We start from the raw sequence: 16410 nt of genomic DNA on the forward strand, positions 1-16410 counted from the left end.
GGGGCCAACCACTGAGTGAATCGTGATTGAGTGGGAACTCAGGCTTCCGTGGTTTCAGGTTGTCAGACCGATCAAGGCAATGACAATGACTCATGGGATCGAGAGGAAGCCGCGTACTTCACCGCTCCTCAAGGGCAAATCGGATCCCGCGGCTGGCAGCCGGGAGCACGACGGACCCATGCTCCTCTTCGGCGAACTCGCGGAAGGCCACCGAAAGCCCCTTGATCTGCGTCGCCACTAGCCGCGTTGTCAGGTCCTTCGCGCTCCCGACCATTTGCCGCTGTTTCAGGACGTCTGCCCGATCCTTCGGAATATGAGAGCTTGCTTTCTGTTCCCATTCCCCGACGGAGATCAGTACGCGTGCCTTGACCTCTTGGTTGGCATATCGTTTGGCGAAGGCCTTTTCCTCGGTCAGGATGCTGGCATCGTTCCACCAGATTGACGGGCTGGAGGCCAGGTAGGTTTGGAACGCCTCGGGCTTGTTGAATAAAACGTGGAGCACGAACAAGCCTCCAAACGAGTGGCCGAACAGCGTTTGACGGCCCCGGTCGATCTTGTGCTTCTGCTCGATCACCGGTTTGAGCTCGTCCTCGATAAACGCGAGGAACTGATCATTCCCCGCGCTCTGGAGCGTAAGTGACGCTCTTTGCCGCGGATTTGCCGACTCGGCCGACGTGCCTGAAGTCAGGTCGACGGTCCGTCGCTCGCGGTGTACCGCTCCATCCTCACTCGGGTAGCCGATGCCCACCACCACGGCCGGCTGAGCACCCCTCGATAGCCGTCGCGCCGCGTTGAGGAGCACTGGGAAATTGCTGTTTCCGTCCGAGAGGTAGATGACCGGCGAACCCGAAGTGGGCACCTCTCCGGTTGGACCTGCGACAAAAATGCGGTATTCCAGGCCGGCTTTCGAGCGGAGGTCGAACTGCTCGGTTCGCGGCAAGGTCACCGGGGATGTGGAGTGATCGGCGGGGCCCGTTCTGGCGGCCGGGGAGGGTGACACTCCTCCTGACTGCGCGGGTGGGGTCGACTCCTGGGCCCCTGCATTTGGCCAGGACACCAGTCCGAATCCAGCAAGATTGGCCGCGAACATGACGGGAATCAGCAAACTCGTGATGCGCATGGTAGGCCTTTGGATCGAGCGTCTTGGCTCAGCGATTTTCTCAATGGGTGAAGTCGAGTCATGACACTCGCTGTTAAGGATGACTGTCTGTGGGGTGCCTCGGATTCCAAAGAGGGAACCCGTGGCCCCAGAATTCCCTTCTCACGGGTTCAAATTGGCGAGATGACCGTCACAGCCATCGAGATGTTTTGCGTGACACGATGATAAATTATGTGCCTATTTGCTGATGGTCTCGATTTCGCCACCGCTACGTGTCCACGACGCGTGCCAAACCGCCTTGGCGACCGAGTTGGTCACGAACCGGACGCTGCCATCCACCAGGCAAGCGTTCACTCCTCCGGAATGTCTGCTGCGAGCCGCGGTGATTTTCGCGGATTTGAATACAAGGTCCGGGACCCCGGAGTTGGGGACAAAGCGGCCGTTGAGAATCGGCCCATCCGGGACACTGCCCCGGAGCCAGTTATTGTGCCGCGTACCGTTCCATCCGGTGACGAGGGAGCTGATTGCGGCGTAGCCACCCGCGTCGGCGGCATTCGCCGTATTCTGGTCTCCGGCGGACGTCGAGGCGCGGTACGTCTGCAGGTCCGGCGTCGATGTCGACAAGGCAGGCGCCGTGCCAGGGCCGACCAGTGACTCGGTGAAGACCAACGTGTTGCTGGTGCCGTCCGTGATGGAAGCGAACTGGACCAGCCCATTGACCCAACAGAGACCGTCGCTCGCGACCCCATTGCCAGGATGGAAGACGCCATCCAGGCCGCTCCCATGATTCATCGCGTAGTTGCAGGACGCGAACGGAATGGTGGCTCCTGACGGTAACGTGTAATTATGCAGTGAAGTGTTAGGGTCGCTCGGACATAGAAACGACGCGACAGACATTTTCGCGGCGGTGTGGAGCTCCCTCGGCAAGTCGGTCGTTCCCGGGTGGCCCATCTGGATATTGAAATTGATCACATTGAAGAGGTTGGCCTGTTCCATGTAGGGGAGCAAGCGGGCCAGCGGCGAATGATCGTTCGGGTAACCCACGCCGGAGTACCCGTTGTTCGGCAAGGCCTCGCTGAATGAAGAGGCGTAGTTGTGCAGCCCAATGCCGATTTGCTTGAGGTTGTTGATGCACTGTGCCCGCCGGGCCGCCTCACGGGCCGCCTGCACGGCGGGCAGCAATAAGGCGATCAGGACGGCGATGATGGCGATGACGACCAGTAACTCAATCAGCGTAAACGCGGAACGGACTTCGCGACGTTTCATGGAAGGTCTTCACTGAGAGGAGGATCGGTCGTCACGGTGGACCAAACCGAGATCGGACCAGAATTTATTGAGACTGAGACTCTGTCTCAGTATCGACAGTTTAATCGTAGCTTTTGTCATAACCCGACGTCAATGAATGGCGTCGGTCCGGTCCACTTTTTTTTCGCCAGGCCGTTGTCGAAATCGTCGACATCGGACGGTTCTGTTGATCGAGGACCACCCGCGATCAAAGAACTCGAATTCTCACTTGGCAACTCCTATGCCACTGCTGCCTGGAATTCATATCTCTTGTATGGACAATAGGATGCGTTGAATTCTGGTGTGAGTGCATTCGTCCATCTGCGGACAAAAAACCAACAACGTCTGCTAAAAAATGTCCACGATCCGAAACGCAAAATGAAAATATTGAGGAAAATTGATATGAAGGGGCAGATGCCGCGGTGAATGGCGACGGATCTGGCAAAGGGGGGCATTCGACTACCGAAACTCAAACGGCGACTAAAAAACGCGAGTTGAGGGGGCCAGGCCGGCACAGGGGCCGATCGAGCGATGCCGCGATTGAGACGTTGTGATCGGAACTGGTGATGTGATGTGGTCGCCAGTCTGGCGGATTCTGGACTGGCGGTTTTCTTTCAAAGATCCGCGACCGAGTTAAAGAACCGATGATTCTTGCGGTTTCCGCAACGGGTTGGTTTGCAGTAGCACGGCCGGTCCGGCCGTAACTCCCTCGAGGTCGGCGGGAGTCCGAGGAATGGCCCTGGGCCGAGGGGGAGACGGCCGGGCCGGCCGGGATGATTCGACCAGGCCGGAAATCCATCGAGATTCTCGCCCAGACGGATCGGGATGCCCGGCCTCAATTGGTTGTTTTATCACCAGTGATATGCTGGAATTTGTGATTGTGAATTCGTGTTCTGCTCGATGCCACGGGTTGGAGTCAACCCATGGCATCAAGGACCCGCATGTCGGTCGAAGGTCGATCATGTCCCTCTGATTAGGCTTGCCCGTCGGGCAAGCCGGTCAACGAATGGGGGACCGAATCACTGGCTGGTTTGCTCCTTGGCGGGGCGCGGACGATTGGCCGGGGCGCCGGGGAGACGCTTGGCGGTCGGGTCGGCCGGCGGTTTGTCGAGCGCGAGGAAGGAGAAGAGGTCGGCAAGCTCCTGGGTGGTCAGTTGCTTCTCGATGTCCTCGGGCATGAGCGAGAGCTCGCTCACTTTCTTCTCTTCGACCTCGTCGCGGGAGATCGTCTCCTGCTTTCCGCCCTGGATTTTGAGGATGACCCGTTGCGGGTTGTCCTCGACGACCAGGCCGGTCAGCACACGGCCGTCGGTGGTGGCGATCATGGTAGCCTGATACGCAGGGCCGATCACAAGGCTGGGGTCGAGGACGTTCGAGAGGAGTTGCTCGAAATCCGAGCGGCCGATTCCCGTGATGTCGGGGCCGACTTCCTGCCCTTCGCCATAAATCTTGTGGCACTGGGCGCAGAGCTTTTTGAAGACCTGCTGGCCGGCGAACGGGTCGCCCGGGTTATTCCTGAGGAGGTTGCGTGACTCGGCGATCACCTGCTCTCGCCCTGGGTTTCGCTGTTCGCGCACACTTCCCCAGTGGGCTTTGACCAGTTGGGTCAACTCGGCGTCGTTGCTCCGGGCGAGTCGACGAATCTGGTTGACGTTCAAGATGGTGGGGGGGATGACCTTGGCGGCGACCGCCTTGACGAGCGGTTTGCTCCAGGAGGTGCGCTGGGTCAGAAGCTCGACGGCCTTGGGCTGGAGCTCGGGCTCCATCTTGGGATAGGCGGCCAGGATGATCGCCGCGACCTTGGGATCGTCCACCCGTCCCAACGTGGCGAGGATCCGGCCCCGGAAGTCGGCCGAACTCTTTCCGGGATCGGCCAGCGCCTTGGCGACCGCATCGAGCACCGAGGCGTCGCGCGCGACGATGAGGGCGGTGAGGGCCTGCAACCGTCGCGTTTCCGACTGTTGCGTCGAGGCGAATCCCTGTCGAGCCGTTTTGAGCCCCTGGGGATCCTTCCAGGAGGCGGCCAGCAGCGCGGCGTCGAGCGCGATTGGCGAATCGGGCTGACCCGACTGACTGGCTTGGAGAATCGGCCCCAGTCCTGCTTTCAAGGACTGAAGTCGAGGGCCAGCGATTTCGCCATCCTGAATCCTGGCGGCCAAGGCGGCCAGACCTTTGCCGGCCGCGTCGTGGTCGGCGTTCCGTCCCGCCGTCAACATCGCGATCAGGGCCACGATCGAGCCGGCGTCGTGGTCCTTGCACCCGAGGAGTCGGTCGATGACTCGGGGCATGAGCCCGATCAGGTTCGGTGATCGCTTGAGCTCGATCTTTCGCACCTGTTCGACGAAGACGTCCCCCTGCTCTTCCAGCAGCGGATGGAGGTTTTGCCAGACGATATTCGGAATGAGCACGTCGTCGCCGCAATTTGAGAGCACTTCCAGGAGGACGGGCATCGGCTCAACCCCGGCGAGCTTTCGCGCGGCGATCGCGACCTGAAGCTGGACGTCTCGATCAGGATCGGCGGCCAAGGAGACGACTTTCTCACGGATCGAAGCGTCGACGTTCCGGAAGTTGCCGGCCGCGCGAACGCCCCAGGCACGGAGCCCTCCATCGGGGAGTTCGAGAAGCTGACGATGGAAGCCGGCCTCGAGCGCGCCGGTGCCGACCAATGACCAGAGCGCGTGCATCCGCGATTTTCGAGGCAGCTCGTTGTCGAGCACAAGCCGTTGCAACGCGGGTTGAGCCGACGGATGAGCACGCTCGATGAGGAGGCGCTGGGCGATGTCGCGGTAGTAGACGTTCGGACTCTTCAGGCGTTCGATGAGCTGATCGTCGGTTTCTTGGGCCAGGTCGATCCGAGGAGCGCGCGGGTTGTTCTCGTAGCGGACGCGATAGAGCCGTCCTTTGAGGCGATCGATCCCCTCGGGATCGCGGCGGGCGTCCTGGTAGCAGTGATAGCGATCGTACCAGTCGAGGATGTAGAGGCAGCCGTCGGGCCCGGTCTTCTGGGAGACGGGCATGAACCAGGCGTCGTTGGCGGAGAGAAAGTCGGGAGCACTCTTTGCGCGATAGGTCGCCCCTCGACGTTCCAAGGTGTCAACATTAATACCATTCGCGTGGATGTTGCCCATATAGAGCCGTTCACGGAACTGGGCGGGGTAGGCGTCGCTGTCGAAGAAGTGGATTCCGCAATAGGCCGCCTTCTGGTGCTTGTAGTCGACGATCGAACCGAGTTTCCAGGTGAACGGGGGATATTCTCCCCCCTGGCGGTGGTAATACCCAGTCTCGGTCAGGTGCCAGAGGTGGTCGATCACGCAGGCGCTTGCGAATGCACTTCCGTCGATATTCCAGGCGATGCCCCAGGGGTTGCTCGTCCCTTCACAGAAGACCTCGAAGTCGCGGGTCTTGGGATGGATCCGGAAGATGGCGCAGGTGAATTTGTATTCTTTGCCGCGATGCTTGATGTGGCTCTGGTTGAAGACGCCGTTCCAGCCGTAGAGCCAGCCGTCGGGTCCCCAGGTCAAGGAGTTTGGCAGTTCGTGGGTGTCGTCTCGTCCGAATCCCGAGACGACAACTTCGCGGGTATCGGCCTTGCCGTCGCCGTCCGTGTCCTTCAGGAAGAGGATGTCGGGGGCGTTGGCCACCCAGACGCCGCCGTGTCCCACCGCGATGCCCGAGGGGATGTTTAACCCTTCCGCGAACAGGGTGAATGAGTCGGCCTTGCCGTCGCCGTCCTTGTCCTCAATCACCTTGATCCGGTCCCGCCCGACCCCAGGGGCGCTCCGCGGGTATTCCAGGCTCTCGGTGATCCAGATCCGCCCCCGTTCGTCGAACGTCATGGCGACTGGGTTCACGATGTCGGGTTCGCTGGCGACGAGCTCGACTTTGAATCCTTCAGGAACCGTCATCTTCGCAATGGCTTCGGCCGGCGAGAGTGCCGGCCCGGGCGGCTGGTCCTGGGCATGGGGAATCACCTCCTGAGCGTGCAACCGCGCGGGGGTCGATAATCCCCCGACGAGGAGCAATGCGGCGATGAACCGGAACCCGTCGTGAAACCGATGCCTCAAGATCTCCATGCCGCGAAACTCCCTCACTCTGGAACCTGACCGATCTGGGTGATTGAGGTCTCGTCCGAATCGTCCCGATGGTTGGGACGAAGCGTTCACTCGACCCGTGTGGCGTGCATCATGATTCATTGAATCGACATCCGAAGAAATAAAGTCAGCGAAGCCTGTCTTCTTCTCGTGATTGAGCAAGTCGAGCAAGGCTTCCGCCCCGTACCCGATCTCCTCGGTGTTGGGGATGGGGCGAGACAGAACGGCGCCGCAGAGGCCGTGGAGCAAGGAGTCGTCAATGCCCACTAATCACGGCCACGTCCTTCGGCACCATGCGACCGGCCTTGGCTGACACCGCGATCGTGCCGCTGTCGCCACGGAACGACCGGACGCCCCCTCGAAGTCGGAAAACCAGACGGACTTAATCCAGGCGGGTCAACGAACGGCTTCGATCGCGCACTTGCCGCTCGATGATATCAAGGCCGCTCCGCCGTGAGTGGATGCTGTCCCCTGCCCACAATTCAGCCCGCAAGGTTTGAGCGAATCGATTGCCCGGCGCGTGTCGCATGTCACGCTCGGAAACAGGTGGCACCCCTTATGCCCCCGCCGTCTCACTCATGAACGCAACATCAAGGGCGGCGTGGCCTGCCATCGCCTTCCCTCCAGCCTCGCAAGCCAGACGTCGCGCCGGAAGTCGACCGCTATCAAGGTTCTCATCAAAGACCACCTCAGGGCAAGTAAATTCCCGCCACCCGATCGAATGAATCCCGGCTGAAAAATCGAGACCATCGCCACGTGACCGGGGGCTCTTCGTCCGTCGGACGACAGGGCGTAAACTCCCTGTCTTTGGGCCTTCGCATGGGCTGGCTCGATTGGCAGCATGGCAACGGCACAGGGTTGACGGACTTGGGCGGAAAACTCGGTAACGTGGCGACAGTGTCATCGTAAACCTCCATCTGCCGGGCTTCATCGCCCATGCGTAGACGTGAGATTGGATGTAGACATGTGGACTTTAGTCGCGACCAGATTCAGTAGAGGTCAATCCGTAAGGCCGAGACACGTCTTCGTGGCTCGGCCCACGAAGAGCCCGGCCCGAAGGGGATCGCTCTGAACTGATCCGCCGGATAGGATTATGAATGATCGAATTCCGACGGCCCTCTCTCCGGCCAGAACCAGTATCCGGAGCGTACGATGACGCGAGAATTCCAGCGGCGGGACGTGCTCAAGGCGATGGCGGCGGTCTCTCTCCTCGGTATTGGGGCGGACGACCCGAAGGGGCTCCCCGAGCAGATCGTCGACACGATGAACGAGATCTTCGGCAGGCATCCCGGTTTCCGGGCTTTCCATGCCAAGGGCGTTGTCTGCGAGGGGGACTTCACCCCTTCCGCCGCCGCCACGACCCTGTCGAAGGCGCCCCACCTGCGGGGCCCGGTGAAGACGACGGTGCGATTCTCCGACGGCACGGGGCTTCCCGACGTGCCGGATGGATTCCCCGACGCCGGCCCGCGTGGCATGGCGGTCCGCTTCCACCTTTCCGAGGGCGGAGTGACTGATATCGTCACGAACGCGTTCAACGGGTTCCCGGTCTCCGACGGCGAGGAGTTCCTGGCGTTCTTCCGCGCGATCGCCGCCACTAAGCCGGGTTCCCCAAAGCCCACACCGCTCGACAAATTCCTGGGCGACCATCCCAAGGCGCTGAAGGTTGTGACGGCCCCCAAGCCGGTCCCGGCCAGCTTCGTCACCGAGCCGTATTTCGCCGTGCACGCCTTCAGGTTCACGAATGCCGAGGGCAAGTCACGCTTCGGCCGGTACCAGTTCCTGCCGGTGGCTGAGACGAAGTTCCTGGCCGCCGAGGAGGCCGCCAAGAAGGGGCCGAGCTTCCTGATCGACGAACTGACCGAGCGTCTGGCGAAGGGGCCGGCGGCACTGCGACTCGTCGTGCAGCTTGCGGCGGACGGCGACGTGACGGACGACGCGACGGTGGTCTGGCCGGAGGATCGCCCGGTAGTCGAGCTGGGCGTGCTGTCGATCACCGGCCGGGTGGCCGACCAGGATGCAGCCCAGCGCAGGCTCGGCGTCGACCCGCTACGTCTGGTGGACGGCATCGAGGCGTCGGATGACCCACTGCTCGAACTCCGCTCCGGAGTCTATGCCGTATCGCGGCGGCGTCGCCGGTGACGTTGGCTCGTCCGATTCCTCCAGATCCGGGGAAAGGCTGAGCGGATCGACGGCGGTCAGGGGCGAGCGCCCATTGCTCGCACCCCGCCTCGATCCTGACCACTCGGAGGATCAATGACGTCGGAGCCGAATAGTCCGGTTGCCCTGTCACCGGATCGGCGATGATCCGTGAAGCTCGCCCCAGATCGTTCACCCTCGCGCCGAGTTGGGACGGAGCTTCAGCGAGTCAAAGGTCGAGGATGTCCGCCGTGCCCTTATTGTGCTCGATCGTACACGCGATGAGTGGCGAATCCGTTCGGTGGCCGTAAGATATTGGCCATCGGAGGTCTGGTTCATTCTTTGCTCGATTCTCGACGGATGGTGCTCCGCAATCACTGTCACAGCACATTCTGGATATGAGGCATGAACGTGATCCCCATTCCTCAGCCGGTAACCGTGCCATTAACGCGCGCCGCGCTCTTTCTGGTCGCGATCATCAATCCCGGCGCCGATCCGCGCGCGAGGGTACGCTCCCTGTGCGGCGACCTGGCCTCACTCGTCCGTGCGGTGGGATTTCGGGCCGCGGAGCCCAGCCTGTCATGCGTCATGGGGATCGGGAGCGACGCGTGGGACCGGCTCTTCGGTCGGCCTCGACCGGAACAATTGCATCCGTTTCGTGAGATCCACGCTCCGGGGCGCCACGCCGTCGCCACACCAGGCGATCTCCTTTTCCACATTCGCGCCCAGCATTTTGACCTTTGTTTCGAGCTTGGGGCGCAGATCATGGAGAGTCTCGGAGACGCCGTGTCCGTCGTGGACGAGGTGCACGGTTTTCGTTACTTCGACGCCCGCGATCTGCTGGGCTTCGTCGACGGGACCGAGAACCCGACTGGGCAGGCCGCGATGGACGCCACGCTCATCGGCGAGGAGGATGCGGCGTTTGCCGGAGCGAGTTATGTTGTGGTGCAGAAATATCTCCATGACTTGGCGGGATGGAACGCGCTCCCACGGAAGAGCAGGAACGCATCATCGGCCGCGCCAAGCTGTCTGATATCGAAACGGATGATGCCAAGAAGGCACCCTATGCACACAATGTCCTCACGTCGATCGAAAAGGACGGCAAAGAGATCAAGATCCTGCGCGACAACATGCCGTTCGGTCGCGCGGGGGGTGAATTCGGCACTTACTTTATCGGTTATAGTCAGTCGCCGGGAACCATCGAGCAAATGCTCGAAAACATGTTCGTTGGAAATCCGCCCGGAAACTATGACCGACTGCTCGATTTCAGCCGCCCGGTTACCGGTAACCTCTTCTTCGTGCCGTCCGCCACTTTCCTGGAGAATGTGACCGCCGACGACGCATGATATGTTGGTTGGTAAATCGGAAATTATCCGACGCAGTCGCCACGCTACTGGGTCTTCCGACGGACGAAGACCCCCTGGTACCGCGGTGACAGCCTCGAATTCTCGGCGTTTCACCGCGGGAGACGTGGGGATCGACTCGGATTCATGGTGTTTGGTCTACTGCGGATCTCTATATGAGTGGTAGCACGTATGATTTTGTGCTGAAGTGAATATATTAAAAAGTCGGTAAGGTTTCAGTCGAGAGAGGCGGGCTTGTTTTCCGGAATGTAAAGCCGCTCAAGCTCGGATTGCATTGCTTTGAACACCTCCGGCTGATCCGCGGCTCGATCGCGCGTCTCGGCCGCATCTTCGACCACGTTATAGAGAGCGAACTGTTCTTGCTTGGCGTCGGCCAGCAGCTTCCAAGGGCCGCGCCGCACCGACACCCGCCACGGTCCGTTGTCAGCGTAGTCGAATTGCCAGTGGAGGGGCCTTGGGCGGTCCACCGGCTTTCCGTCGAGCAGCGGTAAGAAGTTGACGCCGTCGAGCGTTCGGTCGACCGGAGGTTCGACTCCCGCCAGAGCGCACAGGGAAGGCATCAGGTCGGTGAAGCCGATCGGCACCGAGCACTCGGTCGCTGCCTTGACGCGAGCGGGCCAACGCAAGATCCCGGGTACGCGATATCCCCCTTCGTACATCGACAGCTTCATCCCGCGGAACGGTCCGGCCGACCCGTGCGAATGGATCGCATTGGGATAGCCAAGCAAGGCCTGCGGACCATTGTCGCTTGTGAAGAGCACCAAGGTCTGGTCGCGAAGGCCGCGGGCGTCCAGCGTCTCGAGCAGGCGGCCCACCTCGTGATCGATCAGGCTGACGCTGCCGTAGTAGTCGCGCATCGTCGGATCTTTCAGGTCGGAGTAGATCGCCTTGTACGGTCCGGGCGTCGCGACTTGCTCGTGTGGCGCATGGAAGGTGACGAAGAGGGCGAACGGCTTTGCGCCGACGTCACCGATGAATTTCAAAGCCTCATCGACCACCAGGGTACTGGCGTGCCCCTTGAGTGCCCCGACCGGCTTGCCGTTACGGATGAAGTTGGCCGGATTCTGGTGGGCCGTGTTGTTCTGGGTGGCAAACCAGTGGTCGAATCCGAAGTCGCCCGGGGTGGGCTCACTGCCGTCAAACCGGCTGTTCAAGTGCCATTTGCCTGACAGGCAGGTTGTGTAGCCGGCACTCTTGAGACGTTGAGGGATGGTGATCTCCGTGCGCGGAAGGTGAACGCCGGAGCCCCCTTTGATCCAGTCGCGGACACCGACTCGGTTGGGATTGCGCCCGGTAAAGAGGGCCGCCCGAGACGGGGAACAGATCGGAGCCCCCGAATAGAAAGAGGTGAGACGAACCCCTTCGCTTGCCATCCGATCCAGATGCGGCGTCTTGATCCGCGGATGACCGAAGCAGCCCAGGTCGCCATAGCCGAGGTCGTCGGCAACGAGAACCACGATGTTGGGCTTCGCGGTATCAGCGGCGGTAAAGCAAGCGAGAGCGATGGCCAAGGATAAAGGGGTCGAGAGCATATTCGGAGGATCTCCCTGACAAGGAACGAGAAGCCCCCTACTGTACGAGCTCCTTGGACAGGTGCAAGGGCCTGGCATGTGCTTAATCGTGCGAGCTTGACCTCAGGGGCAGGAATCGTGGCCAGGCGGGGCAAGCCTGGGTTCGCCGCCATCCTCCGAAGGATCATCGATGCTCTTCCGCGAGGGGGCTTTCACCGTGTCCCTGGGCGTGCGCGCCAAACCTCCCTTCCTGTACGGAGGTGAGCTTATTATCATCGGCAGGTAGGCCAGGGGCCTTTTTCTTTCCGGTCCGGCGAGACGGTGGCTCCGAAGCCGAATGCCTTACTTCTTCGTCCTGCGCCGGGAGCCATGGTAATGGCCGGACGTGCTAACGCGTCACGCGACCTGCGGCTCGGCCTGTACGCTCTCGAAAGTGGAGCGGTCGACGACGAGCAACTCGTCTCGGCCGTCCGCGCCTGGGTCCGTTCCCCCGACCGGACCCTCTCCGAGATTTTCCTCAGCCGCGGCCAGCTTGATGCCGGTACCGTCGCCCGGTTGGAGGACCAGGTCTCGAAAGATCGGGAACCCTCGAACGTCCGCCCCGCATCCCCCCTCGTGGGCGAAGCCCACCTCCCGGATCGACCTGATTCGCAGGCCAACCTTGAACCCGACGCAACCGTCGCTTACGAGGGGCTTCGTCGCGACGGGACGACCTCTCAGCCCACCGCCGGTACGCCGCGATTTCAAGTGCTCAGTCCGCGTGCACGTGGCGGCCTGGGCGAGGTTTTTCTCGCGTTCGACAATGAACTGAAACGCTCCGTCGCGCTGAAGGAGTTGCAGGCTCAACGCGCTCACGACCCGGATTCTCAGGCCCGCTTCTTGATGGAGGGGGAAGTCACCGGCAGGCTGGAACACCCTGGAATCGTGCCGGTCTACAGCCTGGGCCGGCATGCAGACGGCCGCCCCTTTTACGCGATGCGGTTGATTGAAGGGGAGACCCTTGGAGTTGCGATTGCGCGGCTCCATCGTCCGGGAGCGCCAGCACGCAAAGTCGAGGAGCGGGAACTTGCGTTTCGTCGGCTCTTGCGGAGTGTGATCGACACTTGCAACGCCGTCGCCTACGCCCACAGTCGAGGGGTCGTTCATCGCGACCTCAAGCCAGACAACATCATGCTCGGTCCGTTTGGCGAGACCCTTGTGGTCGATTGGGGCATCGCCAAGTCATTCAACGAGGCAAACAACCAGGGGGGTGAGTCCGCCGCCGTGCCCATGGCCGCGGCGGATGTGTCGATGACCCAGCCCGGCTCGGTCATCGGAACACCTCGATATATGAGTCCCGAGCAGGCCGCGGGCGACCTCGAGCGAGTCGGGCCGGCAAGCGACATCTACAGCCTGGGGGCAATCCTCTATTGCCTGCTCGTCGGGCACGCACCGTTCATGGATCAGGACCTCGCGAGCGTTTTGAACCGGGTCCGCCGGGGGATTTTTCCCGCCCCGCGGCGGGTGCTTCGGTCGGTCGATCCGACGTTGGAAGCCGCTTGTTTGAAGGCGATGGCTCTGGACCCGGCCGAGCGCTACGGCTCCGCCCTCGATCTGGCGAACGAGTTGGAAGCCTGGCAGGCGGATGTCCGCTATCGCGGCGAACAAGAACTGGCACTGAGCCAGGTCAAGGGGTCATTGACCCGACTCTGCCTCGAGCGAGCGCACAACACGTTCGGCCGGGACGCGCACGCTGAAGGGATGCTCTGGCTGGCCCGCGCGCTGGAGAATGCCCCCTCCGAGCCCGCCGAACTCCAGCGGGTCATTCGGACGAGCCTGTGCGGCTGGCACCTGGGCGGGAAACTCATCGAACGGACGCTTCGTCACACTGGCGAAGTCCACGCCTTGGCTTTCTGTCCCGAAGGACGACGGCTCGCGTCAGGATGTGCGGACCAGAGAGCCATCCTCTGGGACGTTTCGACCGGCTCCCCCCTCTCCGCGCCATTGACTCACCAAGGTGCCGTCCGTGCCGTGTCCTTCCACCCTGATGGGGCGTTCGTGGCGACGGCGGGCGATGATGGGATGATTCGGCTCTGGGATGCAGTCACCGGCGCAGCCCTGGGCGATCCTCTTAGCCACGGTCGTTCGATCACCGCACTCAGTTTCAGTCCCGACGGTTCCAAAATCGCCGTGGCGGGGAGCCCGGGGCGAGCCATCCTCTGGGATCTCGCGACGCGCCGGCCGGTCCACGAGCCAGCAAAATCGGAGAGTCAGGTCCGGGACTTGGCCTTTTCACCCGATGGCAAGACTCTGGCCGTTGCGCATGAGAACGGTTTGGTTCATCTCCTTGAGGTGGCGACCGGGCGGCCGATCGACGAGCCACTTGAGCATGGCGCGGCGGTCCCTGCCCTCGTGTTCGATCCGAGCGGACCGTGGCTCTTGTCCGCCTGCCTGGATGGGACGGCCCGGCTCTGGGATCTTTCGAGGCGAGTGATCGCCGTGACTCTGCCCCATCAGGGAGCGGTCCACTGTGTCGAGTTTCGGCCCGACGGGGCCGCGTTCGCGACCGCCTGTGACGACGGGACCGCGCGGCTCTGGGAGACCGGCACGGGCCGGCCGATCGGCGAGCCGCTCACGCACCGGGCGCGGGTGGCTTGCCTTGCGTTCCGACCCGACGGGACAATGCTGGCCACGGGCAGCACCGACGGTACGATCCGGCTCTGGTGCGCTGCCAGTGGCCTGCCGATCGGCCCCCCGTTGGCCCAAGGGGGAGCCGTCCGCACCTTGGTCTTCAGCCGGGACGGTCGGCGGCTCGCGGCTGGTGGTTCCGACGCGACGGTCCGGTGCTGGAAGGCTCCGGACCCGGTCGAAGGCCTCCCTGAGCGTGTCTCCTGCTGGGTTCGCGTCACGACCGAGCTGGAGTTCGACTCAGGCGATGCGATCCGTCGGATGGACGGTCCGACGAGCTGGGAGTGCCGCCGACGACTGACGGACCTGGGAGGCCCCCCACTGCGATAGCTCGCTTGCAATGAGGAAGCTCCCAGCCGTCCCCGCCTATCAATGGACTGGGGTGAGGCGAATCAGGGCGGGTCGACGCGGTGAGGACTACGGCGTGGTCTCTTCCAGAAGCCCGAAGAGATTCCCTTGGGGATCGATCACGACCGCGATGGCTCGTCCGCCGGGCACGGGCATCTTGGGAAGTGCGACCGTTGCGCCCATCGTTGTGGCCTTCTCGATCGAGGCGTCGATATTGTCGACGCCGACATAGTTGAGCACCGGTTGCTGCGGATTTTGCCGTTTCATGACCGCCCCGCTGATCCCCGGCCCATCCTCGCCCGATTCGCAAAGCCAGAAGTCGATACCGGGGACCGGAACTTTTTGAAAGTTCCATCCGAACAGGTCACTGTAGAACTTGGTCAGCGTTTCCGGCTGGTCGGCGGGGATCTCAAAATGGACGAGGCGGTTCTTGGCCATGATGTTCTCCTTGGGAAAAGCAAGGGAAAAGGTTGCAGAAGCAGCACGCTGATATCAGCAGGAAGGGCTCGGGACGCCATTGGTGGGGAAATGCTTGTTCATCCAGGCGGTCCATGATGGCTCGTTGTTGGCCATGGCGGCGGGTGCCGCTTCGCCGTACAAGTAGATTCGGATCGAGATAAAGACCAATCCGCCCATCGAGAGGGCGAACAGATGGGCGATGCCCGTGGTCGGCTCGTCGAGCCGGATGAGAAGTTGGTGGGGATGACCGGGTTGTCCCGTGAGTTCAACCAGGCCGGCGAGTCGTGGTGCGTCCGCGGGGGTCTGTCGATGCTCGCCTAGCTTGGCTTCGGTCAGATCGAGCGAGCGGGTCAACACGTCCCATGCGCTGGCGGCAGAATCGGTAGTTATGCCCATGAGTTGAAAGGCTGAGCAAGGCTGTCCACGGAAGTGGCTGAGGTAGAGCCGGAGAATCTGGAAGTAGACGGGCCAGCCGCCTTCGATATTCTCCAACTGATCGTCCCAGTCGTCGGTGCTCGCGAACAGGCTATGAACGACACGGACGACGCAGACACTTCCGGATCGTGCTTCGACCGTCCACTCGGTGGCCATTTTCGGAGCATTCGGCCCCATTTCTCCTTCGGCCGCGAACCGGTGAGGGGGATCCCAGGCTGTCTGTCTGGCCACGGCATCCATGCCCGGCCCAAAGTGGGAGACGATGGTGCCGTCTTCCCGCGTCTCGGTGGGGACAAACCACGAGGAGACGCCCGGCCCTGTCGCAATCGCTTGCCAGACTTCCTCGGGTGTGCCGGGGACCTCCACCTCAACTTGCACCCATCGCAGTCCGGAATCTTCTTTCTTAAGACTCATACTTGTTCCTTAGGAATGGGTTGATGCGGAAGCGGGTGCGCCATGACCACCAAGCGATGCCAGCGCCCGTCAGGCCCTGATTCGTCGTGGTATCGCGCGACGAGCTGCGTAATGGCGTCGGTGAATTCGTGGCTGAAGGCCGCGCGTTCTGCCGCGGACCGGAACCGGATTTCAGTGTCCATCGACAAGCTTGGCAATCGTTTGTCCGCCTCCCTCGATCGGCGCAGCAGAGCGCTGACCTCGCGAATCAGGCGGGCGGCCAGGGCGATGAGATAGCTCGCCGAAAGCTGGTCGGCCATCCGACCCGGATCTGAGGCGATCGGCCCCAACGCAACCGGAGAAACGAGATATGACGCGGCGGTTGCCACCATCAACCGCTCCGTCAGTCCGCCCCATTGTCGCTCCTCGGCGACCTTGACGAGCCCGTGTGCCTCAAGGGTCCGCAGGTGGTAGTTGACCTTTTGACGCGTTAGCCCGACTCGCGTGGCGAGCGTCGCCGCTGACGCCGGCTCCACCATTTCCGACAGGAGCCGACACCGTACCGGGTCGAGCGCGATCGTGGCCGTCCCGGGATCATCAATGACTTCAAGATCGATCATGGG

General features: G+C 62.1%; 9 protein-coding genes and 1 pseudogene. 3 read left to right on the forward strand and 7 right to left on the reverse strand.

Going from position 1 to position 16410, the window contains the following annotated elements; all coding sequences use genetic code 11:
- Window positions 1-118 precede the first annotated feature (118 nt).
- From V5E97_RS30235 to V5E97_RS30245, 3 genes are all read right to left on the reverse strand, one after another.
- The gene (locus tag V5E97_RS30235) at window positions 119-1120 is read right to left on the reverse strand and encodes an alpha/beta hydrolase (protein WP_406695280.1); all 1002 of its coding nucleotides are present in this window, start codon (window positions 1118-1120) and stop codon (window positions 119-121) included.
- 216 nt (window positions 1121-1336) lie between these two features.
- Window positions 1337-2365 carry a DUF1559 family PulG-like putative transporter gene (locus tag V5E97_RS30240; RefSeq protein ID WP_406695281.1) on the reverse strand — a complete coding sequence of 343 codons (1029 nt, stop codon included), beginning with the start codon at window positions 2363-2365 and terminating at the stop codon, window positions 1337-1339.
- Between the two features lie 1037 nt (window positions 2366-3402).
- Complete coding sequence (locus V5E97_RS30245; protein ID WP_406695282.1) at window positions 3403-6456, reverse strand: PVC-type heme-binding CxxCH protein; 3054 nt, start codon at window positions 6454-6456, stop codon at window positions 3403-3405.
- A 1170-nt stretch (window positions 6457-7626) separates the two neighbouring features.
- Here V5E97_RS30245 and V5E97_RS30250 point away from each other — a divergent pair.
- Both V5E97_RS30250 and V5E97_RS30255 read left to right on the forward strand, forming a co-directional pair.
- On the forward strand, window positions 7627-8613 hold the full coding sequence (locus V5E97_RS30250; RefSeq protein WP_406695283.1) for a catalase family peroxidase: 987 nt from the start codon (window positions 7627-7629) through the stop codon (window positions 8611-8613).
- 402 nt (window positions 8614-9015) lie between these two features.
- Window positions 9016-9956, forward strand: a pseudogene (locus V5E97_RS30255) (Dyp-type peroxidase).
- 233 nt (window positions 9957-10189) lie between these two features.
- On the opposite strand, the gene V5E97_RS30260 reads toward V5E97_RS30255, so the two are convergent.
- The gene (locus tag V5E97_RS30260; RefSeq protein ID WP_406695284.1) at window positions 10190-11506 is read right to left on the reverse strand and encodes a sulfatase family protein; all 1317 of its coding nucleotides are present in this window, start codon (window positions 11504-11506) and stop codon (window positions 10190-10192) included.
- Window positions 11507-11860: 354 nt separating this feature from the next.
- Between V5E97_RS30260 and V5E97_RS30265 the strand changes: the two genes are divergently transcribed.
- Window positions 11861-14482, forward strand: a complete 2622-nt coding sequence (locus tag V5E97_RS30265; protein ID WP_406695285.1) for a WD40 repeat domain-containing serine/threonine protein kinase — start codon at window positions 11861-11863, stop codon at window positions 14480-14482.
- A gap of 87 nt (window positions 14483-14569) precedes the next feature.
- Here the strand turns inward: V5E97_RS30265 and V5E97_RS30270 are convergent, their stop codons facing one another.
- The 3 genes from V5E97_RS30270 to V5E97_RS30280 are packed head-to-tail and all read right to left on the reverse strand — an operon-like array spanning window position 14570 to window position 16407.
- Entirely contained in the window at window positions 14570-14938 is a 369-nt protein-coding gene (locus V5E97_RS30270; protein WP_406695286.1) for a VOC family protein, read from the reverse strand.
- A 54-nt stretch (window positions 14939-14992) separates the two neighbouring features.
- Window positions 14993-15808, reverse strand: a complete 816-nt coding sequence (locus tag V5E97_RS30275) for an SRPBCC family protein (protein WP_406695287.1) — start codon at window positions 15806-15808, stop codon at window positions 14993-14995.
- Window positions 15805-16407 (reverse strand): helix-turn-helix domain-containing protein, encoded by a 603-nt coding sequence (locus V5E97_RS30280; RefSeq protein WP_406695288.1) that lies wholly within the window; start codon window positions 16405-16407, stop codon window positions 15805-15807. Before V5E97_RS30280 ends, V5E97_RS30275 begins: the two co-directional genes overlap by 4 nt.
- Window positions 16408-16410: the final 3 nt, after the last annotated feature.

The organism is Singulisphaera photorubra, assembly GCF_045290345.1.
Taxonomy (GTDB): domain Bacteria; phylum Planctomycetota; class Planctomycetia; order Isosphaerales; family Isosphaeraceae; genus Singulisphaera.